This window comes from Telluria sp. LT1R51-2, assembly GCF_059685775.1.
In genome coordinates, this window is the sequence record NZ_JCASIM010000002.1 from 913,712 (window position 1) to 937,579 (window position 23,868).

The window sequence follows — 23,868 nt, forward strand, 5'->3', positions numbered from 1 at the left end:
ATCCATCCTCGTCATTCAAGACAATGTGCGGGCAACCGCACCGGATCCATAACCATGAAAGGCGGTATGATTTGATGATCTCATTGACCGTCCATCGACCATGCTGCATACGCCCGCCTCATTTACCCCACTGTTTGCCCCGCACCCCGATCCGGCACCACTGAACTTCCTGTTTCACAAGGGACAGTTGCTGGTGCGTGAAGACGGGCCGGCGCTGCCCGATGCCGCTGTCCTCGATCAGATTGGCGTCCTGCGCGAATACCTGCAACCCCTCGGTCTGCTCGACGGTCGCTATTGCCAGACCGGCTGGCTCGATGCTGAACCGGTGCTGCCGGCAGGGTATGCGTGGCGTGGCTTGCGCGCGCTGTTTGGCGTCATGGATGAATCGCTGGTGGGCGTGGCCGGTCGCGCTGCCCAGGTCGCCGAATGGGCGCGCACTCACCGCTACTGCGGCGTGTGCGGCAGCGGCACGGTACTGGCCACCGGCGAGCGCTGCTTCAAGTGTCTCCAGTGCGGCCACATGGCCTATCCGCGTATCTCGCCGGCCATGATGGTGTTGATTCGCAAGGGCGATCAGGTGTTGCTGGCCAAGCACGTGCTGCATGCAACGCAGCGCTTCGTGCCACTGGCCGGCTTCCTGGAAGCGGGCGAGTCGATCGAAGAATGCATTACGCGCGAAGTGTTCGAAGAAGTCGGATTGCGCGTTCACAATCCGCGCTACTTTGCCAGCCAGTCATGGCCGTTCCCGCATTCGCTGATGCTGGCGTTCACGGCCGATTATCTTGACGGCGAGATCCGTGTGGATCCGGCAGAAATCGCTGAGGCGCGCTGGTTCGGTCCGGATGACGAGTGGCCGGAACGGGTGCCGCAGATGTCGATCTCGAGCGTGCTGATCGACGCGCACCGGCCGTCCGGCACGTAATGCCTGGAGGTAACGCCTGGAGGTAACGCCTGACGCAGCGCTATGACACCATCGGCACGCGGGCAGGGGTGGTACCGGCCGTGAGATCGTATTCCGGCACTGCCGGACCGGCGTGATGCGCCATGGCGTGCCCGACCTGCACCGGGGCCGGCTTGGTGCCGGTACTGCGCAGGTTGATCGCATGCTGAAGAATGTCGAACCAGAACGGCGCGCCGAACAGTGTCGTGCTGGCCGTGATCAGCCAGCCGGCGACCTGTAGCGCGAATGCCGCGTTCAGCACTGGCGGAAAGCTGTCCCAGCCGATCGGCAGCGTCGCCAGATCGTTCACCAGGTGCGCATCGAGTGCGACAGGCACGGCGCTGATGCCGGCAGCGAAAGCCGGATGCCGCCACAGCGTCTGGAACAGGTGGATGCTGTCGATATTGAGCAGGATGGCCAGCAGCAGCGCCAGCAGGAAAGATACCAGCAGCTGGCGCCGTTTATAGGCGCCCGACAGGCGCGCCATCGTGCTGTCGAACCAGCCGCCGAGCGCTGCCTGGAAGCGCTGCAGGTCGCCGCCGGTTTGCACGTACAGCGTCCTTAGCGTGCGCCGCAATTGCGGATCGGGCACGGTGGCGATGGCGGCATCGAGCGCTGCGCCGCCTCCGCGGATGGCGTCGATCAGGGCCAGCGCGAAGTTGGCCGGTTCGATGTAGGATGGACCGGGATGGCGCGGCGCGTGCGGGTCGGTGAAGTCGTCATGCGCACTGATCAAGAGGTGTGCGTAGACCGCCCGCGCCGTGCCGGTGAACTGCGGGTCGCGCAGCATGCGCTGGATGCAGGCGCGCAGCATGCCGGCGCGCAGGCCGAACGCAGCCGACAATGCCTCTTGCAGGGTGGCGACCGTCAGCGCCAGGGAGCCGTAGCAGAAGGCCATGCCGATGACCACTTCCATGACCGTGCTGCCGAACATGACGCTCTCCCTGAATGATGATTGTGCTCAACGTTATGAGATATGTCGCATGCAGGAGATGATTTAGCGCAAGAATAGGGCCACCCCGACCGGGGCGAGACGTTTTCTATATACTGGCGGCAATCGTTATTTTAGGGTGCACCATGTCTGACAAAGAAGCTTTCACCGAACACGACTGGCGTCGTCTGCTGACATCGCTGGGCGAGAATCCGGACCGTCCCGGCCTGATCGAAACGCCTGCGCGCGTGACCAAGGCCTGGAAACACTGGACTTCGGGCTACCAGCAGAGCCCGGTGGAAGTGCTCAAGGCGTTCGAAGATGGCGCCGAAGAATACAACGAGCTGATCGTCGTGCGCGGCATCCCGGTCTACAGCCATTGCGAGCACCACCTGGCGCCGTTCTTCGGCAAGGCCACCGTTGGCTACCTGCCGAACGGCAAAATCGTCGGCCTGTCGAAGCTGACGCGCCTGGTCGATATCTTTTCCAAGCGCCTGCAGGTACAGGAACGCATGACGATGCAGATCGCCAATGCGCTGATGGAAGTGCTGGAACCAAAAGCAGTGGGCGTGGTCATCAAGTGCCGCCACCTGTGCATGGAAAGCCGTGGCATCCGCGCCATCGGCGAAGAAACCATCACGTCGACCCTGCTGGGCGAGCTGCAGCCGAACCTGGCGCTGCGCACCGAGTTTCTTGCCCTGGCGCGGGACTAGCTAGGTTCAGCTATTCCGGGTAGACTGTAAATACAGCTAGGGAACCTGTTCCAGATCCAGGCCTCCAAGCTGTTTTGGAGGTCACCATGGACCGAGCTGTCTACCCCAGCGATATTCCCCGCGAACACTTCGAGGGCGTGCGCGCCATGCTTGAAGCGGCGCGCCGCAAAACACGACCGCGCAAACACGATTTGTACGACGTGTTTTGCGCCGTTCTCTATTTTTTGCACAACGGCGCCACCTGGCGCGCGATGCCGCCGGATTTTCCGCCGTGGCGCACCGTGCACGAGTATTTCACGCAGTGGACCATGCAACGCGAGAACGGCCAGTCACTGCTCGAAAACGTGCTTGAAAAATCAGGCCGCGAGCTCGAATTGACGCGCCTGCGCGCGCTGATGCAGCGCTACTGAGCCGTTACTCCTTGGCCGCTTCCGGCTTCTCGAAACTGAGCTTGTTGTCGCTGTCCAGCGTGAAGATGCCCAGTGGCAGGCCGGTGACCGCATCCGGGTCGGGCGCTTTCAGTTCACTGCAGGTCGTGGTGTCAATCTGCCACGCCTGGTCGTCTGCGCGCAGCGTGTAGACGTTGTTGCCGTTGCCGAACAGCTCGACCTGCAGGTCGGCCAGCCATACCGAGCCCAGCTCGTACTGGCGCTGGCAATCCGGCAGGCGCGACATGACGACGCGCAGCGTGCCTTCCTTCGTCCAGAAATTGTCCTTCTCCACCTTCAGCGTGATCGCGTGATCGGTATTCAGGTCGATCACATACGTCGACGTCTCGATAAAGCAGCCGCTCAGCAGCAGCGGAGCCAGGAAGATGAGTGGAAGGCGCATGAAAGGTCCGTTGGTCATTGATGCAGTTGCTGCCGAGTATAGCAACTGGCCTATGCGTGCGGGCAATTCTGTGGCAGGCACGCCTGGCCTCCAAGCGACAGCAGATCCGCAGGCGTGCCGAACTCGCGCTCCGGCGCCACCCGGCGCAGCGCTTCGATCGATGCATAGCCCCAGCCGACCGCCCCGAACGCAATCCCGGCCCGGCGCGCGGCGTCGCCATCGGTGGTCTGGTCGCCGACATACAACGCCTGGATCGCCGGCACCGTGGCGCGGCGCACGACCTTGCGGATGCGCGCCGCCTTGCCGAAGATCGACATGCCGCATTCGTACTGTCCCATCAGGCTTGCCAGTTCCGGCCCCAGCACGTCGCGCACATTGTCTTCGGCATTCGATGACACCACTGCCAGCTGCACGCCATTGCGATCGAGCTCGCGCAGTGTGTGGGCGATGCCGTCGAACAGCACGATGCGGCCAGTGGCGCCGCGCATGCGGTCGATGAACGAGCGCGAGGCGATCGGCAGCTTCCAGGCCGGCATCCCGACATGGCGCATGATGTCGCGCGGGCCGTAGTGGCGCAGCTGCTCGGCCTGCGCGGCGTCGACGCGCCGGAAACCATGCTGATCGGCGATCTCGTTGAACACGCTCATGAAGAAGGGCCATGAGTCGGCCAGCGTGCCGTCGAAGTCGAAGATCGCCAGGCGATAGCTCATGCGCGGGTCAGTGGAATAGAAGTCATGCGACGATTATAGAGACCGCAGCGCCGGCATGTCGCCAGGCCGTCGCCGTCACCGTCAGCGCATCGCCTGCAGGCCGCCCGCCTGCAGCGACTGGCGCAGCCGGGTCGCATCGCGCCCTGGCGACAGGCCGAAGAGGCGCGCGTACTCGCGTGAAAACTGCGAGCTGCTTTCGTAGCCGACTGCGTGGCCTGCGCTTGCGGCGTCGGTCGATCCGGCCAGCATCAGGCGCCGCGCCTCTTGCAGGCGCAGCTGCTTCTGGTACTGCAGGGGACTCATCGACGTCACGGTCTTGAAGTGCTCGTGCAGCGTCGATGAACTCATGCCCACTTCGCCAGCCAGGCGCCCCACGCTCAGTGGCCGGTTGTAATGGTTCTTGATCCAGCAGATCGCTCGCGTTACCTGCGCCATGCGGCCGTCGCCGCGCGCGCAGTAGCGCACCGTGTCGGCCTGCTCGCCCGTGAGCAGGCGATAGTGGAATTCCTTCAGCAGCAGCGGCGCCAGCACCGCGATGTCGTGCGGCGCATCGAGCAGGCGCACCAGGCGGCTGGCGACATCGAGCAGCGCAGGCGTGGTCTCGCTCAGGAACAGTCCGCGCGCTGGCGGCGTGCCGCGCGCGGCGGGGCGCGCCGGCAGTTCGAGGTCGAGCGTGGCGAGCAACTGCGCATCCAGATCGATCCGCAGGCACAGATAGGGTTCGTCCTCGGTCGCCAGCGTCACGCAACCGGTCACCGGCAGGTCGACCGACACCACCAAAAACTTGGCCGTGTCGTAGCGGTAGTCAGTGCCGCCCAGCGAGACCAGCTTGGCGCCCTGCGCGATGATGCACACCGCCGGCGTGTGCAGAACGCGCAGCGGTTTGGTGGTCTGGCCGCTGCGGATCAGCCACATGCCGGGGACCGGGCTTTCGTGCAGGCCGTCGCCGGGGACGTGCTGCGCAATCTGGGTGGCGAGGTCGCGGATCGCTTGCATGGGCAGTTTCTCGGGTCGGTGGACAACGTGCCATTAGACCACCGGCAGGGCGTGCGATGGTCCGGGAAGATTGCACAATCCTCCGGCGGCGCGCAGGATCAGGTTTCGCACGGGCCATCCGGAATACCTGCATTGAGTACGATGCACATGGTGGCCATCCGTGCGCGTTCAACGTATTCGGGGCCGGCAACGATGTTTGCATTGGCGTCCGGACAGCGCGCAGCGCTGCCATTGCAGGCGACAGCATTGATCTGCACGATGCGTTTTACCTGCGACACACTCGTCTGCCCGGATGCGCGCTCGCCTTCCCGGTAGTCCGTGAACTGGCAGTCGACGCTGACGTTGAATCCGGTTTCGCTCTTGAACTGGCTCAGGTCGGTGATGCCCGCCGTCGTCAGGCAGGTCCTGAAGCCCCATTCGATGCCGGCGCGCGCAGCGAGGCCCGCCTTGGCGCCGAGCAGTGCCTGATTCACCGTGCTCTGCTGGGTGCCGGTGAGACGCAGCAGCGCAGTCGCCATCCCGGCCACCACCACCAGCAGCACGATCGCCGCGATATAGGCAAATCCGGATTGGGCACGTGCGTTGGTATACAAGCGGATCATGGCGTGTTGTCCACGTGGGCACCGAGCGTGATCGGCACCGATTCGCCCTTGCCGCTCAGGGTCAGCTGGAGCTGGACGAAACCGCTTTGCTGCGTGGCGCCCTGGTTGGCGGCATAGACGAAGTTGCAGGCAGTAACGCCAGTGGCAACCAGCGCCGCATTGCCCGCCGCTGCACAGCGCGGCGCCGTTGACAGGGACGGATAGGTAATGCGGCGCAGCGTGCCCGTGTTGACATTGCAGACATAGGCGACCGTCTGCTCGTTGCCTGGCACGACCGTGAAGCGTGCGCCCGTGTAGCCGTCCGGGGTGCGCACGCCGGTGTCTTTAAGCGTGATGCGGTACGCGGCAACAGGAGTGGACAACAGGACTGCGCTTTGCACAGTCCCAACATTCTCCCCGCCGTGCACATCGCTTGCATTCTGGTTGCCAATGACGATCCTGTCATTTTCGCTCGGCTGCTTGTTCCACCTGGTCAAAACGTCAAACGAGGCCTTCTTGGTGGTTTCATCGAGAAAGTCGCCCGACGCGGTAGCCGTGCTGTAATCCTGGTCACTGCGATAGCGCCCGCCATCGCTGCTGGGAACCAGCTCCAGGCATTGGCTGCCACTGACCCGCAGCGAGTTGGGTACGGCGCGACGCACGTCGGCCACGATCCGGCGCAGCGCAGTATCGGCCTGGCCCGTCAATGCTGCGCGCTGGCCCACTGCCAGGTAAGCGCGGATTGCCGGCAGCACCTGCATGGCGAAGATGCCGCCGATGATCCCGATCAGGACGATGACGACGATCAGCTCGACGAGCGAGAACCCGCGTTGTGACTTGATGAACGATTGCGTCATGGCTTGGTTCTCCATCCGGTCAGGACCAGGTTCTGGTTGCCGTTCCAGACGGTGACGACGATGCGCTTCACATCCGAAGTCGCCACGCTGGGTAGCGTCTGCCCCGCAGGGCCCACCGTCACGGCGACCCGGTAACGTTCGAGGCCGGCAATGGCATTGCCGTCGACGTCGGTCACCGTCTGTTTGGCATAACTGGCGTAATCATCGAGTTCGTCGTACTGTGCACGCAGAGCTTCACGTACGTTGTTGCCAGCGTACGGCTTTAGCATCACCTCTTCCATCATGGTCTCGCCGATTGCCAGCATCTGCTGCGTGATCAGGGGGTCGGTGCTGGCGATGCTGGCGCGGTTATAGACGGACACCAGTCCCGCCAGCGCGACGCCGACGATGACCATGGCCACCAACAGTTCGACCAGCGTGACGCCGGCCATGCGGCGCTTATTCGACATAGCCGGTGCTTCCTTCGAAAACGATCGTGCGCTGGGTCTTGCCAGCGAGCTGGATGGCGATGCTGACGCCGCCAAGCGGCGCACCGGCAGGGGTGCCGGTGATCGTGCCATCGGGCTGGAAGTACAGGTTGGCAGGGGCGCCGGTCATGGTCATGGTCACCGTCGCATCGCTGCTGTCGTAGGTGTCGTTGTCGGCGCGTTGCAACAACGGGCCGAAGGCAGCCGTACAGAGCTCGGTCGTGGTCGAAGGTGCGGTACGGATGCGCATAACCAGCGTGCGCGCTGTGGTTGCCAGGCACACGACGCGCCGGTGCGACACCGCCGACGTCTGTGCATGGCGCAGCGCACTGGCCACCTGATCGCCGAAGACCAGCGCACCGGTGGTGTTCCCGCCCATCAGTTTCGGGATGCCGATCGCCGCCAGGACGCCGACCATCACCATCACCATGATCAGCTCGACCATCGTGAAGCCGCCTTGGCGCTTCAATTGAACACCTCGCGCACGTGGATGATGCGACGGTTTTCGGCCGGGAAGATGCCGAAGGTGGCGCGCGCGGACGGATCTCCCTGTCTTGCCGCTTGCCCATCACAGGTGACGAGCGTGCGCATCCAGGGCATTTTGCTGGCGGTGCTGGAACTCTTGGTTGTCAGGCATGAGGTATCCAGTCCGGACGCGCCGAGGTTGATGGCAACGTCGATCGAGCCCGGCTGGCTGCTCGTGAGCGGCAGCACGCCTGCACCTTTCGTGAGTTTGACCGTCTGTTTGCTGCTGGAGAGCGTGTTACCCGTCGATGCCGTCAGTGCGAAAGCATCCGCCGGAATCACCGTAAAGCCGTCCTGATCGTTCAGCACCCAGCTCCTGCCGCTCCAGTACTCGACCGTCACCGGCAGCTCGACCGGGCTCGTGCCGGTGCGGCCGAAGCGGCTCCCGATGCGCACGCGGCCGGTACGGATCCAGGGGCGCACCTGCTCCGTTTCGGCCAGACCTGTCCCCACCGGTGCGGTAGCGGACGTGATGAGCAGGGCGGTATCGGTTTGGCCATTGTCAGCGCGCACGCGGATCTGCATCGGTGCCTGCTTGACGTTTGTGAACGCGTACGTAGCCTGCGGGATGGGCTTGTCCGTCGACGGCGTCAACGGCGTCACGCCGGACGAAAAGCCCTTGGCCGCATACGTGCCGCTCAGCGTACCAGGGGCCGTGGTGAAGGCCGTGCCGTTCTCCTGCAGCGCGCTGAATTTGATGGTCTGACCGGCGCCGACACCTGTCGGATAATTCTTCGTCAGCTCGCCCTTGCGGTTGATGGCCGTGAGTCTGAGCATGATCGGCTCACCCGCATAGTAGAAATTGGCGGTCTTGCGCGCCGCATCGTTCAACTCGACCTGGAAGGCCCAGGGCACGAACGGGCCGACTTTGGCCGCGCACACGTTGTTGACCAGGCCACCGGTCGTGCTGCTGGTGTCGATGGCGCTGCCCAGAAAATCGTTTCGGGCGGCGACCAGGTCGAGGAAGCCCGCCTCGTTGAAATTCATCGTGGCCGTTGCCACTCCTTGCGTGAATTCAACCGACACCGGCGGCAGGTTGCCGGTCAGGCCGCCGCCGATGCAATCGGGGCCGAGCGACGTCAGCGTGGCGTTTTTGCCCAGCACCGTGTCGGCGTTCAGGCCGGCCGCATGAAAATTCGGCGTGATGTTGCCCGCCAGATTCTGGGCCAGGAGTTTGACGCTGAAGTCGGCGCCGGCGCGCATCGATGTGGGGTACTCGAAGTCGAAATGGTCCGGCGCCACGATGAACTCTTTCTTGCCCGTGATCTTGTCGAGCCTGGCGTTGAGCGCGACCTTGCCGGCGTCAGGATAAACCAGCGTCAGTTTGCCGGTGCCGGTGCTGTCGAAGCTGGTCGACAGCGGCGTGGTGCCGGTGGCATTGCAGGCGAACGACTGGGCGTTCAGGCCCATCTTGAGCGTGCCCGAGGTCGGCAGCACGTAGTTGCAGCTGTATTCGACGTTCTTCGTTTCGTTGTTGAAGCCCGGGATGCAGGCGGTGGCTGTCGCATTCGCCTTGAGCGCCTGGATCGTGGCGTTGATCGTGTTGCCAGCTTTATGGTCGGGCACCTTGATCTCGAAGTTGACGTCGCCAGTAAAATTCATGTCGCAGCTCGACGTCTTGCTGGCGCTGTTGTAGCACTGCACGGGGGCCGAGGTGCCGGTCAGCGCGAGCTTGGTGATGCCGGTCGCGATGCTCGTCGCATTGACCGTCGTGGTGCCAGTCGAACCGATGACGACCGCAGCGCCGCCCGGCTGCAGCGTGGCACTGGCGCCACCGCTAAAGTGCGGTGCGTTGCAGCCCGCGTTGGCGCAGGCGGTCACGCTCACGCTTTCGCTGGTGCAGGTGCCGGCGCTGCCGTCGTGCGTGATCAACAGGTATTGCAATGTGCCCGCCGCCGGCTTGGCCGCCTCGCACGTCGGCCCTTTGGGCGTGTTGACCGGATTGCCGCTCTGGTTGTCCACGCAGTCGCACATGCCGGGGCGCGTGCCTGTATTGCAGATGATTTTCTTGGCCACGCGGCCGTTCCATTCCAGCTTTGCAAAGTCGACTGCTGCATTACCCGTGATGAGCGCGTCCGAGGCTTGCAGCGTCATCTGGCCGGTGTCGACGTTGCCGTCGATCGTGCTGCCCGAGCCCAAGAACAGGCTCGTGGACGCGTCGACGTCGCCCGTGATCCTGACCGGCGTGCCGATGGAGACCGTGGTGCCGCTAACGGAGCCGGTGATCGTCGTGTTCGACCCGATCGTGACCGCACCGGTGGACGCCAAAGTACCGGTAATCTGCAAGGTCGACCCGCTGCCCAGCACCAGCGACGCGGCGCTGATGTCGGCCTTGAAGGTCTGCACCTGATTACCCGCGGTGAAGGTTTTGGCAGCGCTGAACGAACCCCCGGACACATTCAGATTGCCAGGCGGGAGATCCGCGATGCTCAGGTTGCCCGTACTGGTCAGGCGTGCGGTGCCCGACATCGTCAGACCCTGGTTGTAGCCGAACGTGAAGTCGGACCGCACGCTGACCGTGTAACCCGAGTCGATGACGATCTTGTCGTCCGAAGCGATACCCGCACTGCTGGGGCAGGTGTAGACCTTGCCGGACAGCGAGCAGCCATACACCGCCGCGCCGCCGAAGCGGTACGTCACGCCGGCCTGAGCGGCGCCGGTCGCGAGCAGCAGGCCGAACAGGGCCAGCGCCGTGCGCAGGATCAGCGAGAACGGGGAAGTGAAATACACAAGGAAACCTGCACGAAACGGGATGAACGAAAGTGTGCACTGGATTGCCGTACAGCCACAATAGATTTTTCACTCAGGCAACCATTCGACAGCTTTCCGCGCACCGGGTGCGTGGTATGGACAACGGTGTGTGGCTATCGTGGAAACAGTCTTACAATAGTTTCTATCTTATTAACGTTAGCGGACACCATGGCCCATATCCAACCAAGCGGCTGGCGCGAACTGTCCGTCACGGGCGCCGCCGCCCGCGAAATCGAGACGCTCGCCTATCTGGAGCAACGCCTGGCCGACACGCCCTACGTGATCTACCACGGTGTGCACTGGACCAACGTCGAGCAGGGTTACTCGGTGTATGGCGACGTCGACTTCATCGTGCTCGCACCGAATGGCCGCATCCTGGTCATTGAGCAGGTCGCCGGCTTTCTGAACGAGACGCCGGAAGGCCTGGTCAAGAGTTACCAGGGCAAGCCGCGCAAGGTGCGCACGCAGATCCTGGCCACGATCGAGGGCCTGGCCAAGCGTTTCCAGGGAAAGCTGTCGATCGACTACCTGCTGTACTGCCCCGACTACATCGTGCGCGACCAGCCGCTGGCCGGCATCGACGCCGACCACATCATCGACGCATCGAACAAACCCAAGCTGGCGCGTGTGATCCGCGAGGCGCTGCCCATCACCGAGCGCACCGACGACTTCGACAAGGTCACGCGCTTCCTGGGCGACACGCTGAACCTGCGGCCCGATCCGAGCGCCATGATCGGCAATGCCGAAGCGATGGTCACCAAACTCTCGGGCGGCCTGGCCACCTGGGCGCGCCGGCTCGACTTCTCGCCATTCCGGCTGCACGTGATCGGCACCGCCGGCAGCGGCAAGACGCAGCTGGCGCTGGCCGAATACAGCGCCGCCATCGACGCTGGCCTGCGCCCGCTGTATGTCTGCTTCAACCGGCCGCTGGCCGACCACATCGAACGGCTGGTGCCGGCCGGCGGGCGGGTCGCGACCTTCCACATGCTGTCCGACGCCTGGCTGCGCGCGCAGGACATCACGCCCGATTACGGGGCCGCTGATGTGTGGGAAAAGATCGAAGCGTCGATGGCCGACGCCACCTTGCCCGAAACCTGGCAGTTCGACGTCGTCATCGTCGACGAGGGCCAGGATTTTTCAGTGGCGTGGCGCGACATCGTGCTGCGCATGCTGAAAGAGGGCGGCCGCGCGATCTGGATGGAAGACCCGGACCAGAACCTGTATGGCCGCGGGATGGTGCCGCTGCCGGGCTGGGTGACGCTGCATTCGCATGTCAATTACCGCAGCCCGCGCCAGATCGTCGACATGCTCACGTCCATCGGCGCATCGCACCAGCCGGTGGAGGCGGGCAGTCCGTTCAAGGGCGCCGACATCGAAGAGCTGACCTATCCCGAAGGCGACGTCGAAGCGATGCTGGCGCAGACACGACGCGCCGTGACGTCGTGCCTCGCGGCCGGCTTCGGGCGCCAGGACATCGCGATCTGCGCGTTTCGCGGCCGCGAAAAGTCGGCGATTTTGCAGCTCGATCGGTTGAGCGACGCGCACTCGCTGCGCTCGTTCACGGGCGCGTACGACTTGTTCGGCACGCCGGTGTTTCGCGAAGGCGGATTGCTGGCCGAATCGGTGTACCGCTTCAAGGGGCAGTCGGCGCCGGCGCTGATTTTTACCGAGATCGATTTCGAGGAGCTCGACGAGCAGACGCTGCGCAAGCTGTTCGTGGGGATGACACGCGCGCGGCTCAAGCTCGTGCTGGTGATGAGCGAGCGCGCGTCGTTGCAGATTGTGGATCGGATGAGCGGGCGTTGAGTTGGACGGGGTTGCCCCGTCCACGCGATCTCGTTATGCCGCCAATGCGTCCGAATTCGGCTCGGCACTCACCACATGGCGGTTCACCGCCGACAGCACCGACTTGAACGACGCCGTCACGATATTGCTGTCGATGCCGACACCGAACAACGTCGGGCCATTGCCCACCCGCAGCTCGACATAGCACGCTGCACGGGCATCGGCGCCCGAGCCGATCGCATGCTCGTGGTAATCCATCAGGCGAATCTCGAGGCCCAGCGCCGTGACGAACGCATCGATCGGGCCGTTGCCGCGCCCGGAAAACACCTGCGGCGCATGGTGGCGCGCCACATCGACTTCGAGCTGCACGTCATGCGCGCTGTCTTCGGTCATGCGGTGCGCAATGTAGTGATACGGCTCCTGCTGATCCAGGTACTCGCGCGCGAACAGCGCGTGCAAGTCGGCCGGGTTGATCTCGCGGCCGCTCTCGTCGGCCTGGCGCTGCACGACGCGCGAGAACTCGATCTGCAGGCGGCGCGGCAGTTGCAGGCCGTATTCCTGCTCGAGCAGGTAGGCCATGCCACCTTTGCCCGACTGGCTGTTGACGCGGATGACCGCATCGTAGCTGCGACCCAGATCGGCCGGATCGATGGGCAGGTACGGCACTTCCCAGATCGCGTCCGCCTGCTGCTTCGCAAAACCCTTCTTGATCGCATCCTGGTGCGAACCCGAGAACGCCGTGAACACCAGATCGCCCGCATACGGATGGCGCGGGTGCACCGGCAGCTGGTTGCAGTCCTCGACCAGTTGGCGCACGGCGTCGATGTCCGAGAAGTCCAGGCCCGGGTGCACGCCCTGCGTGTACAGGTTCATCGCCAGCGTGACCAAGTCGACGTTACCGGTGCGCTCGCCGTTACCAAACAGGCAGCCCTCGACGCGATCCGCGCCAGCCATCACGGCCAGTTCGGCAGCAGCAACCGCGGTGCCGCGGTCGTTGTGCGGGTGGACGCTGATGACGAGCGATTCGCGGTTGTTCAGGTTACGGCACATCCACTCGATCTGGTCGGCGTAGACGTTCGGCGTGGCCGCTTCGACGGTCGACGGCAGGTTGACGATCATCTTGTTGGCTGGCGTCGGCTGCCAGACGGCGCTGACCGCATCGGTGATCTGCTTCGAGAAATCCAGCTCGGTCGTCGAGAACGATTCCGGCGAATACTCCAGGCCCCACTGGGTCTGCGGATGCTGGGACGTCAGATCCTTGATCAGCTGCGTGCCTTTGACGGCGATCTGTACGATCTCGTCGCGCTCCATATTGAACACCACACGGCGGAACACCGGCGCGACCGAGTTGTAGACGTGGACGATCGCGCGCTTGGCGCCGACGGCCGATTCGACGGTACGGCGAATCAGCTCATCGCGCGATTGGGTCAGCACGATGATCGTGACGTCGTCCGGGATGTGCTTGTCGTCGACCAGCATGCGCACGAAATCGAAGTCGGTCTGCGAGGCGGACGGGAAGCCTACCTCGATCTCCTTGATGCCGATCTTGACCAGCATCTTGAAGAAGCGCAGCTTCTTCTCCGGGCTCATCGGCTCGATCAATGCCTGGTTACCGTCGCGCAGGTCGGTGCTCATCCAGATCGGCGGCGTGGTGATGGTGCGGCTTGGCCACTGGCGGTCTGCCAGGTCGATGGCAGGGAAGGGACGGTACTTGGCGGCGGGATTGGTCAACATGATCGGATGCTCCTGATTGGTTTGGTCACTGGGCGGCGCGGACGCGCCTGCGGGTGGCGGAGGCTGCCGGGCGGGCCACGAAACGCGAGGCCCGGCAACCGGTCGGTAGGTTTAGCGCCAGTGCAGACTGGACGCGAGCGTTCGCCGCCAGGATGGACCCGGTGAGGAAAAACGATGAAGCGAAAATTGGCGTGGTAGACATCTGCGACTTTCCTGCTGCTGTGGAGACCGGCGTGTGCCGGGCGTACGGCCGAACGATCAGGCGCGTAGTAGCAGTGCAGCTAGCGATAGCGCGCCGGCGGCAGGGAGAGTGTTCGACAGATGCAGGGTGAAAGACATAATTTCGACTTTAAGGAACTCGGCGCCGTATGTCAAGCGGACAATAGGCGCGTGTGGAAAAGAAAGTACGGGAATTCAAGGTGGCATTATTTTCCAGTCAACGTGAAAACGTCGTTCCCGCGAAGGCGGGAACCCAAGTACGTCCCCTGCATCTGACACGCCGCAGGGGAATGTCCGACGCAGTTTATGCACCAGCCATCACCGGCAGCACCACCGCGCGCAAAGGCCCGTGATAGCATCGTTCGAGATACTTTCTGGAGATTTTGCCAATGCGCCGCCCTGTTATCGATGTGTCCCGTTTGCGCCTGAATCTGCTTGGCGCCCTTGGTTTGATGGCGCTGCTGGCCGGTTGCGGCGACGGCATCCCGAAAGACAAAGACAAGGACGATGACAAGCCGCCGCCGGCACAAACGGCGGCGTTGTCAGTCTTCGCGGGCGACCCGACTGCCGACGGGACCATGGACGGCACCGGCACGGCGGCGCGCTTCAACAATCCGCACGGGCTGGCGATCGACAGTAGCGGCAATGTCTATGTGGCGGATCGCGGCAACTACGTCATCCGCAAGATCACGCCGGACGGTGTGGTGACCACGCTGGCCGGCGGTGCAGGGCAGAGCCGGCTGATCAACGGCGCAGCCGCCAATGCGCGCTTCGTCAATCCGGTTGCGTTGACGGTGGGGAGTGGTGGCACGGTGTATGTGGCGGATGACGTCAACATCCGCAGCATCACAACGGGGGGCCAGGTCGCGACGGTGACGACGATCCCGGTTGGCAGCAACGTCGCGACAGCGAGCCGGCCTGACGTCACGCCAAGCGCGATTGCCGTCGACGCCAACAACAATCTCTACATCACCAACAACTACGGCACGCGCCGCTTCGCCATCGGTGCGGGCGGGACGGGGATTCTGGAAGGGCAGAACACGGTCAATGACCTGTTCGGCACGCGCACGCTGGCGCCGCGCGGGGTGGCGGTGGACAGTAGCAATGTCGTGTACTTGTTCGACCTCGAGCGCGAGATCAGTCGCTGGAATCCGACGGCCAATTTTGGCTCGGACAATCTGTTTACGATCGCTGGTGCGCCGAACGTTCGCGGCGCGGTGAACGGCACCGGCAACGCGGCGCGCTTCGAGCAGGTGGTGGCGCTGACGGTGGACCCGCAGGGCAATCTGTATGCGGCGGATGCGGTGAATAACCTGGTGCGCAAGATGACGCCGGCGGGTGTGGTGACGACGGTGGCGGGGACGACGCGGGCGACGACGTTGCGAGTGGGGGATCTGCCAGGGAGCTTGGGCGATGTTCGCGGCATTGTCACGGATGGCAAAGGGTTGCTGTATGTGACGTCGGGGAATGCGGTGGTCAAGATTCGGCTGCGGTAAGCAGCACGTCAGCGATAGGGAGATTGATGAAGACGCTCGTCCTCGTTCCTGCTTTTCTTCTGTTCTCCCTCTCGCCCGTTTTCGCAGCGGAAAAACTGCCAAACGATGTCAGACAGTTCATTGCGCAACGCGATGCGTGCGATCACTTTCGTGGCGAGCTACCCGATCCTGAAGAGGTGGAGCGGATGCGAGAAGTCACTAGCCAGATCGAGAAACGCTGTCGCGGTACTGATCGGCGACTGCACTCGCTCAAAAAGAAATATGGCAGCGATGCCAAGGTGAAAAAACGGCTGAATGTGTACGACGAACAGATCGAGCCGCGAGACAATCAGCGTTAGCTGGCACGTTAATCCAACGCCGGCACCTCGACGATCAGCCGAGCAATTTTTTGATACAAGGCGAGCTTGAATTCATCGCGGTCGATCGACGAGTGGCATCGGCGATGGCAATTTGGGCAGAGGGCGGCCGCATTTGCTGTAGTGTCGGAACCGTGGCTCGACAGTGGCATGACGTGATGGACTTCGAGGTAGGGCAGGCCGTCTCCGCCCATGAACGGTGCGGGAGCATCACAACGTTCGCAGCGACCGTTTGCGACTTGCAGCACCCATGCTTTCACCGCCGGGTCTCGCACGTAAGAGGTCGCAATCGTCGACACCATGGCTGGTTGAAAGCTGCCGAGTGGACGCGTAGCAAGCGTTTGCTGCCGCAATGCCGTCACGTTCCTGGCCAATCTTGCCGGATCGGCTGTTGCAACGAACGGCTCAAGAAATTCGATGCCGCTCGTATGCAGCAGCGTGATCATCTTTTCCTTGACGGTGGTGCCGATATTTTTCGCAGGCAGATAGCCCACGATCCAAGGCATTTTCAGCTCATACAGCGCCGCCGATATATTCTGCATACGGAACTCAATGGAGCCCTTGGTCCGCGTCGCAAGTGGGCCGGCCCGTAAATCACGGTTTATCTGGGCCTTGCTGTATGGCTGGCCATTCAATTCGGCCCGCAGCATGTCGAGGTAGGCTTCGATAGCACGCAACAATTCATCGTCCGTCCATGGACTGTTACTGATAACGGGTGACTCATGGACGGATTCGGACATGACGGGAGGAACATAACGTTCTCCCCAGTCTATCGACTGTTCAATATCTCAGCAACAACATTTGCGAATTGTCGTCGTGGTCGTTAAAAGAAACCAACCAGGATGGCCGCTCAGACGGCCGGCCATCCCCAATACTGACCGTTCAAGCCGGCATCATGACAGCCTGAGTACCATACACAATCATCCGACCACCATGCTGGCGCTGCCATGCAGCCGCCGCGGGCTGGTCTGCAAACCAGACATGCTCATGGTCGCCGAACGCGCCGAGGTCGAGCCGGAACCGATCCAGAATCTCGCTCGGGCGACGATCGATATCGCGTTTGCAGGCATCCCAACTCGCATAGCCGAGTTCCGCTGCCAGCGTGCGAAACATATGCTTGAGTTGTAGCTTGGCGCGAGCATGGTAAAGCTCGGTCAGGCGTGGCATCGAAAACGCGCGCGCTGCGTGGACACGGCGGACGATAGGGAGTGCCTTGCTGGGTTGGTCCGAGTGCGCGCTGCGCAACATGCCACGGGCGTGGCGGCGCAAAAAGTCGGTGTTGGTGTCGGGCGGGATTTGTTGCTGAGTTTGGGGACGCATGCCTGATCCTATTCACATGATGTTGCCGCTCTCGCTACGGCGACTGTGATTGAACAGGTATGACTCCTGAAACGGATTTTCCTGAGCAGGTGCGTTGGCTTTCGCGAGAGCTGGGCGGCCTGCACTGCCCAGCGTCAATACTAGCACGGGTTGCACGCCATGTAACGGTGCCTGTTGCGCATCCAATGAAAAAGGGCCAACCGAATGGTTGGCCCTTTCTGGACGATCGTTCAAGCAAACATCTTAAACGTCGATATTCCCCGCCCGCAGTGCATTCGCCTCAATAAAGTTCCGACGCGGTTCCACGTCATCCCCCATCAACGTCGTAAAGATCTGATCCGCCGCGATCGCATCATCGATCTGCACCTTCAGCAGACGACGCACGGTCGGATCCATCGTGGTTTCCCACAGCTGCGACGGGTTCATCTCGCCCAGACCTTTGTAACGCTGCTTCGACACGCCGCGCTCGGCTTCTTCACGCAGCCACAGCATCGCTGCGTGGAAGTCGCGTACGGCGAATTCCTTCATGCGCTCGCCTTCGCCGCGGCGCACGATCGCGCCTTCGCCCATCAGGCCCTGGAACGTTGCTGCCGAGTTGGCCAGCACCGCGTAATCCGCGCCTGCCACGAAGTCGGCGTCGATCGACGTCACCTGCACGTTGCCGTGGTAGATGCGTTCGATGCGCAGCGCGTGCTTTTCGGACAGGTCGTCCGAGCGCACCTTGACCTTGACGGCCGGGTCGTTGATCGATTTTTCCATCGCCTGTGCCGATGCTTCAGCGTTCTCGAGCGTGGTCAGGTCCAGTGCCACGCCGCCACTGAAGATCGCGGTCAGTGCGGCCCGGTCGATCACGCGCGTCAGGCGCATCATGATGGTGTTGGCCAGGTTGTACTGGCGTGCCAGTTCGCCCAGCGCTTCGCCGCTGATCGGCTCGGCGCCGTCGCGCGGGATGAGCGACGCGGTATTCAGCGCGAACGTCATCATGTAGCTGGCTTCTTCGATGTCGTCCTTCAGATAGCGTTCGTCGCGGCCGGCCTTGACCTTGTACAGCGGCGGTTGCGCGATGTAGATGTGGCCGCGCTCGACCAGTTGCGGCATCTGGCGGTAGAACAGCGTCAGCAGCAGGGTGCGGATGTGGGCGCCGTCGACGTCCGCATCGGTCATGATGATGATGCGGTGGTAGCGCAATTTCTCGACGTTGAACTCGTCCGGGCCGATCGACGTGCCGAGCGTGGCGATCAGGGTCGTGATCTGCTCCGACGACAGCATCTTTTCAAAGCGCGCCTTTTCCACGTTCAGCACCTTGCCGCGCAGCGGCAGGATGGCCTGGAACTTGCGGTCGCGGCCCTGCTTGGCCGAGCCGCCTGCCGAGTCACCCTCGACGATGTAGAGTTCGGCCAGCGCCGGGTCGCGTTCCTGGCAGTCGGCGAGTTTCGACGACAGGCCCAGGCCGTCCATGACGCCTTTGCGGCGCGTCAGGTCGCGTGCCTTGCGCGCGGCTTCGCGGGCGCGGGCGGCTTCGACGATCTTGCCGCAGATGATCTTGGCGTCGTTCGGCTTTTCGGCCAGGAAGTCGGTCAGCGTCTTGGCGACGATCTCTTCGACCGGGCCGCGCACTTCGGACGACACCAGCTTATCCTTGGTCTGCGACGAGAATTTCGGTTCCGGCACTTTCACTGACAGCACGCAGGTCAGGCCTTCGCGCATGTCGTCGCCGGAGATTTCGACCTTGGCCTTCTTGGCGAACTCGTGTTCGTCGATGTACTTGTTGATCACGCGCGTCATGGCCGCGCGCAGGCCCGTCAGATGGCTGCCGCCGTCGCGCTGCGGGATGTTGTTCGTGAAGCACAGCACCTGCTCGTTGAAGGCGTCGTTCCACTGCATCGACACGTCGACCGAGATGTTCGTGTTCTGGTCCGACATGCGCTCGCCGGTCGCCTGGAAGACGGTCGGGTGCAGCACGTTCTTGGTCTTGTTGATGTATTCGACGAAGCCGCGCGTGCCGCCTTCGAATGCATAGATTTCTTCCTTGCCCGAGCGCTGGTCGGTCAGCTTGATGCTCACGCCATTGTTCAGGAACGACAGTTCGCGGATGCGCTTGGACAGAATTTCGTAGTGGAACTCGACGTGGTTGAAGATGGTCTCGTCGGCCCAGAAGTGTACGTCGGTGCCGCGCTTGTCGGTTTCGCCAATGACCTTGATTGGCGAGACTTCGATGCCGTTGACCATCGCCAGTTCGCGGTTTTGCGGCACGCCGCGTACGAATTCCATCTGGTGCACTTTGCCGTCGCGGCGGATCGTCACGCGCAGCAGTTTTGACAGTGCATTCACGCACGAGACGCCCACGCCGTGCAGGCCGCCGGAAACTTTGTACGAGTTCTGGTCGAACTTGCCGCCGGCATGCAATTCGGTCAGGACGATCTCGGCTGCCGAGCGTTTTGGCTCGTGCTTGTCGTCCATTTTCAGGCCGACCGGGATGCCGCGGCCGTTGTCGGTGATCGAGATCGAGTTGTCCGAGTGGATCGTGACATGGATTTCGGTGCAGTGGCCGGCCAGCGATTCGTCGATCGAGTTGTCCAGCACTTCGAAGACCAGGTGGTGCAGGCCGGTGCCGTCGGACGTGTCGCCAATGTACATGCCCGGGCGCTTGCGCACCGCTTCCAGACCTTCCAGGATCTGGATCGAGGAGGCGCCATAATCATCCACCGGGATGGCGGGGATATTTTCTGCTGGGGTATTCTCGGACATGGACTACTTTCTTTAAAACTGAGTATTTCAGACCGGCACGCGAAGCGTGCGGTACGCTGCATCCGGGCCGCCGGAGCGGCCCGTTCGAGGCATCAAATACGCATCGGCATGACGACATACTTGAAGTCGCCGACCTCGGGAATCGAGATCAGCGCCGACGAGTTCGAGTCGCCCAGGGCGATGTTGACCTGGTCGCACTTCAGGTTGTTGAGCACGTCGAGCAGGTAGGTCACGTTGAAGCCGATGTCGATCGAATCGCCACCGTAGTCGATCTCGAGTTCTTCGACTGCTTCTTCCTGGTCGGCATTGGTCGAGCTGATTTTCATGACGCCCGGCTCGATGATGCAGCGCACGCCCTTGAACTTGTCGCTGGTCATGATCGCGGCACGCTGCAGCGAGCGCAGCAGCTCATCGCGGCTGATCGTGAAGTCGTTCTTGTAACCTTTTGGAATCACGCGCGTGTAGTCAGGGAACTTGCCCTCAACCAGTTTCGAGACCAGCTCGATGTCGGCGAAGGTCAATTTGACTTGCGACGCGGCGATGTCCAGGCGGACCGTTTCATCGCTTTCTTCCAGTAGGCGCTGCAGTTCGATGATGGTCTTGCGCGGGATGATCACTTCCTGGCGCTCGAACTGCTGTTCGGTTTCCACCGAGCAGAAGGCCAGGCGGTGACCGTCGGTCGCTACGGCAATGATATTGCTGCCGTCGAGCACCAGCAGCAGGCCGTTCAGGTAGTAGCGGATGTCCTGCTGCGCCATCGAGAAGTACACCATGTTGAACAGGTGCTTGAGCGTCTTTTGCGGCAGCGTGACCGATGCGTTGTAGGTGTCGGCGATCGAGACGGTCGGGAACTCTTCGGCAGCGAGCGTCTGCAGCGCGAAGCGCGACTTGCCGCTCTGCACGGCCAGGCGCTTGTTTTGCAGCGTCATCGTGACGTCGCCCGATTCCGGCAGCGCGCGCAGGATGTCGAGGAGTTTACGCGCCGCGACCGTCGTGCCGGCGACTTCGTCGCCGGCGCCGATATTGGCGTGCGTGGTGATCTGTACTTCGGTGTCGGTCGACAGGAACGACACGTTCTGGCCATCTTTGCGAATGAGGATATTGGCCAGAATCGGCATAGTGTGCCGACGCTCGACAATACCACTCACGATCTGCAGTGGCCGGAGAAGCGTATCTCGGGTGGATTTGACCAGTTGCATTTTATCCTCAGTACGTTTGATTGGTTAATTATTACTAAAACGATATTGTGCCATTGCCTACGGCAAACACAAGGCGTCTGCCCGGCTGCTGCCGGATTACCCTTTCAGGGTCTGTTCCAGCACGTGCAGCTCGTGGTTGCATTCGGGATTCTTCTGGCGGTCGCCCGCGATCTTGCGCACGGCGTGCAACACGGTCGTGTGGTCGCGTCCGCCGAACAGTTCGCCGATTTCCGGCAAGCTCTTTTGCGTGAGTTCCTTGGCCAGGTACATGGCGATCTGGCGCGGGCGGGCGATGTTGGCCGGCCGGCGCTTCGAGTACATGTCCGCGACCTTGATGTTGAAGAAGTCGGCCACCGTCTTCTGGATGTTCTCCACCGAGATCTGGCGGTTCTGCACCGACAGCAGATCCTTCAGCGCCTCTTTGACGACGTCGATCGTGATGTCCTTGCCGTGGAAACGCGAGTAGGCCAGGATCTTGCGCAGCGCGCCTTCGAGTTCACGCACGTTCGAGCGCAGGTGCTTGGCCACGAAGAAGGCGACGTCGTCCGACAGCGTCACGTCTTCGGATTGCGCTTTCTTGAGCAGAATCGCGACGCGCATTTCCAGCTCCGGCGGCTCGATCGCCACCGTCAGGCCGGAATCAAAACGCGAGATCAGGCGGTCGTCCATGCCCGTGATCTCTTTCGGATAGGTATCCGACGTGATGATGATCTGTTTCTTCGCGGCGATCAGCGCCTCGAACGCATAGAAGAATTCTTCCTGCGTGCGGCTTTTGCCACCGAAGAACTGAATATCATCGATCAAGAGCATGTCGAGCGAGTGATAGTAGTGCTTGAAGTCGTCGAAGCCCTTGCGTTGATAGGCGGTGACGACGTCGCGCACGTACTGCTCGGCGTGGATGTAGCGGATGCGCGCGTTCGGCTGGTCGGCCATGACCTGGTTGCCGATCGCATGGATCAGGTGGGTCTTACCCAAGCCGACGCCGCCATAGAAGAACAGCGGGTTGTACGACACGCCCGGGTTGTTCGCCACCTGGATCGCGGCGGCGCGCGCCAGCTGGTTGGCCTTACCGGTCACGAAGCTGTCGAAGGTCAGCTCGGTGTTGATGCGGCTTTGCTCTCGTTTCGGCGAGTTGGCGATGTTCAGGTTCTGGTTGTGGCTGGGGCCGTTGCCGCTGTTCGGGCTCGGGTGTTCAGCACCGGGCGCCGGGCGCGGGGCGTTGAAGTCGACGGTCGCGGTGGAGCCGGACGCACCGGCACTGGCCGTGTTGCGCGACGGGTGCGTTTTAGGGTCGAGCACAAACTGCACCTCGACCGGCGCTTCCCAGTACTGGGCTGCCAACTCCGTGATGCGGGTGGCAAACTGTGTCTTGACCCAGTCGAGCTTGAAGCGATTCGGTGCGGCCACGCGCAGCTTGCCGTCTTCGTAGTCGAGGGCGACCAGCGGTTTGATCCACGCGCTATATTGCTGTGGCGTGAGCTCGAGCTCTAGCTGCGCGGAACAGGTCTGCCAAAAATTTTCCATTACTTCGCTTGTTGATACGTAACACGCTATTTTACCCGCACCGGACAAAGTTATCCACAGGCGCTACACAAATTTTCCACCGAGCCGGCCTGTCGGGGCACCCGGCAAGCGGGCCAGGAAGGGCGATAGGGGCGGCTTGCGAAACAACATCAACCTTGACACTGAGGCGCGAATTAGAGTCTAATTCAGGGTTCCCCGTCCGTGCACCGTGTCAGGCTGATAATTTCAGCGGCTGGTAGTCGGGCGAAGAGAGACCTGTGGCATGACGCGAGCTTAATCTGCGAAATTGTCATCGGCGCCGAATCTGACCCAAGTCAGACCCGATTTTGCATCTTATTTTGCTTTAAGCGAGACCACCATGAAACGTACTTACCAACCTTCCGTCGTCCGTCGCAAGCGCACGCACGGCTTCCGCGCACGTATGGCTACCCGTGGTGGCCGTCAAGTCCTGAACGCTCGCCGCGCCAAAGGCCGCAAGCGTCTGGCTGTCTAAGTCACACACCGCACGTTGCGGTCAGTGATGACAGGCGAAGGTTCGCACGACTTCGCGCGCGTTCGGCGCATCGTTAAAACGGATGAATTTTCATCCGTTTTTCGTTTGCGGCCAGCGCAAAAAACGGCGCATTTCGTGCTCTATACGCGACCGAACGCACTGCCGCATGCGCGGCTGGGCGTCGTTGCGGCCAAGCGCTTTGCGCCGCGCGCTGTCACGCGCAACACGATCAAGCGCATCACGCGCGAACTGTTCCGCACCACCGGCCTGCCGCCTGTCGATTGCATTGTCCGCTTGTCGCGGCCGGTCAACGGCAAGGATGGCCCGGCCACGAACCGGGCCCTGAAGGCCGCGTTGAAGGTGGAACTGACGCGCCTGTTCGCGTCGCAGCTGCGGCGCCCGGCGCCGGTGGACGCAGCATGAAAACGCTGCTCGTCTCGCTGTTTGTCGGGATCTTGCGCGGTTATCAACTGCTGATCTCGCCAATGCTCGGGCCGCGCTGCCGTTTCTACCCCAGTTGTTCGCATTATGCGATCGAAGCGTTGCGCGTCCACGGCGCTGCACGCGGCTCATGGCTGGCCGTGCGCCGCGTGGGCCGCTGCCATCCGTGGCACGCCGGCGGCCTCGACCCGGTGCCGCCTCACGGCGCCAAGGAATCCCATTCAGCCGCTTGCGGTTGCAACCACTCCTGA

General features: G+C 62.4%; 23 protein-coding genes and 1 pseudogene. 9 read left to right on the top strand and 15 right to left on the bottom strand.

Going from position 1 to position 23,868, the window contains the following annotated elements:
• Positions 1-100 precede the first annotated feature (100 nt).
• Positions 101-922, top strand: a complete 822-nt coding sequence (gene nudC, locus AC56LH_RS22240; RefSeq protein ID WP_499649715.1) for an NAD(+) diphosphatase — start codon at positions 101-103, stop codon at positions 920-922.
• Between the two features lie 40 nt (positions 923-962).
• Here nudC and AC56LH_RS22245 read toward each other — a convergent pair whose 3' ends face one another.
• Entirely contained in the window at positions 963-1,874 is a 912-nt protein-coding gene (locus AC56LH_RS22245) for a hypothetical protein (RefSeq protein ID WP_499649717.1), read from the bottom strand.
• Positions 1,875-2,017: 143 nt separating this feature from the next.
• On the opposite strand from AC56LH_RS22245, the gene folE reads away from it, so the two are divergent.
• Both folE and AC56LH_RS22255 read left to right on the top strand, forming a co-directional pair.
• Positions 2,018-2,584 (top strand): GTP cyclohydrolase I FolE, encoded by a 567-nt coding sequence (gene folE / locus AC56LH_RS22250; RefSeq protein ID WP_482896576.1) that lies wholly within the window; start codon positions 2,018-2,020, stop codon positions 2,582-2,584.
• 86 nt (positions 2,585-2,670) lie between these two features.
• Positions 2,671-2,946, top strand: a pseudogene (locus tag AC56LH_RS22255) (transposase); the annotation flags it as partial.
• 52 nt (positions 2,947-2,998) lie between these two features.
• On the opposite strand, the gene AC56LH_RS22260 reads toward AC56LH_RS22255, so the two are convergent.
• The 8 genes from AC56LH_RS22260 to AC56LH_RS22295 all read right to left on the bottom strand — a co-directional run bounded on the left by AC56LH_RS22260 (position 2,999) and on the right by AC56LH_RS22295 (position 10,281).
• Positions 2,999-3,415, bottom strand: a complete 417-nt coding sequence (locus AC56LH_RS22260; RefSeq protein ID WP_499649719.1) for a hypothetical protein — start codon at positions 3,413-3,415, stop codon at positions 2,999-3,001.
• Positions 3,416-3,465: 50 nt separating this feature from the next.
• Positions 3,466-4,125 carry an HAD hydrolase-like protein gene (locus AC56LH_RS22265; RefSeq protein ID WP_499649721.1) on the bottom strand — a complete coding sequence of 220 codons (660 nt, stop codon included), beginning with the start codon at positions 4,123-4,125 and terminating at the stop codon, positions 3,466-3,468.
• Positions 4,126-4,206: 81 nt separating this feature from the next.
• Positions 4,207-5,121 (bottom strand): AraC family transcriptional regulator, encoded by a 915-nt coding sequence (locus AC56LH_RS22270; protein ID WP_499649723.1) that lies wholly within the window; start codon positions 5,119-5,121, stop codon positions 4,207-4,209.
• Positions 5,122-5,219: 98 nt separating this feature from the next.
• On the bottom strand, positions 5,220-5,723 hold the full coding sequence (locus AC56LH_RS22275; protein WP_499649725.1) for an MSHA biogenesis protein MshP: 504 nt from the start codon (positions 5,721-5,723) through the stop codon (positions 5,220-5,222).
• Positions 5,720-6,559 carry a prepilin-type N-terminal cleavage/methylation domain-containing protein gene (locus AC56LH_RS22280; RefSeq protein WP_499649727.1) on the bottom strand — a complete coding sequence of 280 codons (840 nt, stop codon included), beginning with the start codon at positions 6,557-6,559 and terminating at the stop codon, positions 5,720-5,722. The genes AC56LH_RS22275 and AC56LH_RS22280 overlap by 4 nt, the downstream gene beginning before the upstream one ends.
• On the bottom strand, positions 6,556-7,008 hold the full coding sequence (locus AC56LH_RS22285) for a prepilin-type N-terminal cleavage/methylation domain-containing protein (protein ID WP_499649729.1): 453 nt from the start codon (positions 7,006-7,008) through the stop codon (positions 6,556-6,558). The genes AC56LH_RS22280 and AC56LH_RS22285 overlap by 4 nt, the downstream gene beginning before the upstream one ends.
• Positions 6,998-7,495 carry a prepilin-type N-terminal cleavage/methylation domain-containing protein gene (locus AC56LH_RS22290; protein ID WP_499649731.1) on the bottom strand — a complete coding sequence of 166 codons (498 nt, stop codon included), beginning with the start codon at positions 7,493-7,495 and terminating at the stop codon, positions 6,998-7,000. Before AC56LH_RS22290 ends, AC56LH_RS22285 begins: the two co-directional genes overlap by 11 nt.
• The gene (locus tag AC56LH_RS22295; RefSeq protein ID WP_499649733.1) at positions 7,492-10,281 is read right to left on the bottom strand and encodes a DUF6701 domain-containing protein; all 2,790 of its coding nucleotides are present in this window, start codon (positions 10,279-10,281) and stop codon (positions 7,492-7,494) included. Before AC56LH_RS22295 ends, AC56LH_RS22290 begins: the two co-directional genes overlap by 4 nt.
• Positions 10,282-10,470: 189 nt before the next feature.
• Between AC56LH_RS22295 and AC56LH_RS22300 the strand changes: the two genes are divergently transcribed.
• Positions 10,471-12,108 carry an ATP-binding domain-containing protein gene (locus tag AC56LH_RS22300; protein ID WP_499649735.1) on the top strand — a complete coding sequence of 546 codons (1,638 nt, stop codon included), beginning with the start codon at positions 10,471-10,473 and terminating at the stop codon, positions 12,106-12,108.
• Between the two features lie 33 nt (positions 12,109-12,141).
• On the opposite strand, the gene leuA is transcribed toward AC56LH_RS22300, so the two are convergent.
• On the bottom strand, positions 12,142-13,824 hold the full coding sequence (leuA, locus tag AC56LH_RS22305; protein WP_183555319.1) for a 2-isopropylmalate synthase: 1,683 nt from the start codon (positions 13,822-13,824) through the stop codon (positions 12,142-12,144).
• Positions 13,825-14,429: 605 nt separating this feature from the next.
• Here leuA and AC56LH_RS22310 point away from each other — a divergent pair.
• Together AC56LH_RS22310 and AC56LH_RS22315 are read left to right on the top strand one after the other, a co-directional pair.
• Entirely contained in the window at positions 14,430-15,536 is a 1,107-nt protein-coding gene (locus AC56LH_RS22310; protein WP_499649737.1) for an NHL repeat-containing protein, read from the top strand.
• A 26-nt stretch (positions 15,537-15,562) separates the two neighbouring features.
• Positions 15,563-15,874, top strand: coding sequence for a hypothetical protein (locus AC56LH_RS22315; protein WP_499649739.1), 312 nt, complete (start codon positions 15,563-15,565; stop codon positions 15,872-15,874).
• An 8-nt stretch (positions 15,875-15,882) separates the two neighbouring features.
• Here the strand turns inward: AC56LH_RS22315 and AC56LH_RS22320 are convergent, their stop codons facing one another.
• The 5 genes from AC56LH_RS22320 to dnaA form a co-directional block, all read right to left on the bottom strand.
• Complete coding sequence (locus tag AC56LH_RS22320; protein ID WP_499649741.1) at positions 15,883-16,632, bottom strand: HNH endonuclease; 750 nt, start codon at positions 16,630-16,632, stop codon at positions 15,883-15,885.
• 142 nt (positions 16,633-16,774) lie between these two features.
• The gene (locus tag AC56LH_RS22325; RefSeq protein WP_499649743.1) at positions 16,775-17,212 is read right to left on the bottom strand and encodes a hypothetical protein; all 438 of its coding nucleotides are present in this window, start codon (positions 17,210-17,212) and stop codon (positions 16,775-16,777) included.
• A 243-nt stretch (positions 17,213-17,455) separates the two neighbouring features.
• On the bottom strand, positions 17,456-19,960 hold the full coding sequence (gyrB, locus tag AC56LH_RS22330) for a DNA topoisomerase (ATP-hydrolyzing) subunit B (protein ID WP_183555232.1): 2,505 nt from the start codon (positions 19,958-19,960) through the stop codon (positions 17,456-17,458).
• Between the two features lie 92 nt (positions 19,961-20,052).
• Positions 20,053-21,159, bottom strand: a complete 1,107-nt coding sequence (gene dnaN, locus AC56LH_RS22335) for a DNA polymerase III subunit beta (protein WP_183555233.1) — start codon at positions 21,157-21,159, stop codon at positions 20,053-20,055.
• A gap of 96 nt (positions 21,160-21,255) precedes the next feature.
• Positions 21,256-22,683, bottom strand: a complete 1,428-nt coding sequence (dnaA, locus tag AC56LH_RS22340; protein ID WP_499649745.1) for a chromosomal replication initiator protein DnaA — start codon at positions 22,681-22,683, stop codon at positions 21,256-21,258.
• Positions 22,684-23,041: 358 nt separating this feature from the next.
• Between dnaA and rpmH the strand changes: the two genes are divergently transcribed.
• The 3 genes from rpmH to yidD are packed head-to-tail and all read left to right on the top strand — an operon-like array spanning position 23,042 to position 23,868.
• A complete protein-coding gene (gene rpmH / locus AC56LH_RS22345) occupies positions 23,042-23,176 on the top strand; it encodes a 50S ribosomal protein L34 (RefSeq protein ID WP_040378179.1) in 135 nt (44 codons plus the stop codon).
• Between the two features lie 27 nt (positions 23,177-23,203).
• Positions 23,204-23,599: a ribonuclease P protein component gene (gene rnpA / locus AC56LH_RS22350; protein ID WP_258838052.1), complete on the top strand. Its 396-nt coding sequence runs from the start codon at positions 23,204-23,206 to the stop codon at positions 23,597-23,599.
• A complete protein-coding gene (yidD, locus tag AC56LH_RS22355; protein WP_499649747.1) occupies positions 23,596-23,868 on the top strand; it encodes a membrane protein insertion efficiency factor YidD in 273 nt (90 codons plus the stop codon). Before rnpA ends, yidD begins: the two co-directional genes overlap by 4 nt.

Excerpts from the sequence above, each read along its gene's own strand:
- AC56LH_RS22275 (WP_499649725.1), bottom strand. The coding sequence starts at position 5,723 with ATGATCCGCTTGTATACCAACGCACGTGCCCAATCCGGATTTGCCTAT.
- gyrB (WP_183555232.1), bottom strand. The coding sequence starts at position 19,960 with ATGTCCGAGAATACCCCAGCAGAAAATATCCCCGCCATCCCGGTGGAT.
- AC56LH_RS22270 (WP_499649723.1), bottom strand. The coding sequence starts at position 5,121 with ATGCAAGCGATCCGCGACCTCGCCACCCAGATTGCGCAGCACGTCCCC.
- yidD (WP_499649747.1), top strand. The coding sequence starts at position 23,596 with ATGAAAACGCTGCTCGTCTCGCTGTTTGTCGGGATCTTGCGCGGTTAT.
- AC56LH_RS22315 (WP_499649739.1), top strand. The coding sequence starts at position 15,563 with ATGAAGACGCTCGTCCTCGTTCCTGCTTTTCTTCTGTTCTCCCTCTCG.
- AC56LH_RS22280 (WP_499649727.1), bottom strand. The coding sequence starts at position 6,559 with ATGACGCAATCGTTCATCAAGTCACAACGCGGGTTCTCGCTCGTCGAG.
- AC56LH_RS22285 (WP_499649729.1), bottom strand. The coding sequence starts at position 7,008 with ATGTCGAATAAGCGCCGCATGGCCGGCGTCACGCTGGTCGAACTGTTG.
- AC56LH_RS22245 (WP_499649717.1), bottom strand. The coding sequence starts at position 1,874 with ATGTTCGGCAGCACGGTCATGGAAGTGGTCATCGGCATGGCCTTCTGC.
- rpmH (WP_040378179.1), top strand. The coding sequence starts at position 23,042 with ATGAAACGTACTTACCAACCTTCCGTCGTCCGTCGCAAGCGCACGCAC.
- nudC (WP_499649715.1), top strand. The coding sequence starts at position 101 with ATGCTGCATACGCCCGCCTCATTTACCCCACTGTTTGCCCCGCACCCC.
- dnaN (WP_183555233.1), bottom strand. The coding sequence starts at position 21,159 with ATGCAACTGGTCAAATCCACCCGAGATACGCTTCTCCGGCCACTGCAG.
- dnaA (WP_499649745.1), bottom strand. The coding sequence starts at position 22,683 with ATGGAAAATTTTTGGCAGACCTGTTCCGCGCAGCTAGAGCTCGAGCTC.
- AC56LH_RS22325 (WP_499649743.1), bottom strand. The coding sequence starts at position 17,212 with ATGCGTCCCCAAACTCAGCAACAAATCCCGCCCGACACCAACACCGAC.
- AC56LH_RS22300 (WP_499649735.1), top strand. The coding sequence starts at position 10,471 with ATGGCCCATATCCAACCAAGCGGCTGGCGCGAACTGTCCGTCACGGGC.
- AC56LH_RS22265 (WP_499649721.1), bottom strand. The coding sequence starts at position 4,125 with ATGAGCTATCGCCTGGCGATCTTCGACTTCGACGGCACGCTGGCCGAC.
- rnpA (WP_258838052.1), top strand. The coding sequence starts at position 23,204 with ATGACAGGCGAAGGTTCGCACGACTTCGCGCGCGTTCGGCGCATCGTT.
- AC56LH_RS22260 (WP_499649719.1), bottom strand. The coding sequence starts at position 3,415 with ATGCGCCTTCCACTCATCTTCCTGGCTCCGCTGCTGCTGAGCGGCTGC.
- folE (WP_482896576.1), top strand. The coding sequence starts at position 2,018 with ATGTCTGACAAAGAAGCTTTCACCGAACACGACTGGCGTCGTCTGCTG.
- AC56LH_RS22320 (WP_499649741.1), bottom strand. The coding sequence starts at position 16,632 with ATGTCCGAATCCGTCCATGAGTCACCCGTTATCAGTAACAGTCCATGG.
- AC56LH_RS22310 (WP_499649737.1), top strand. The coding sequence starts at position 14,430 with ATGCGCCGCCCTGTTATCGATGTGTCCCGTTTGCGCCTGAATCTGCTT.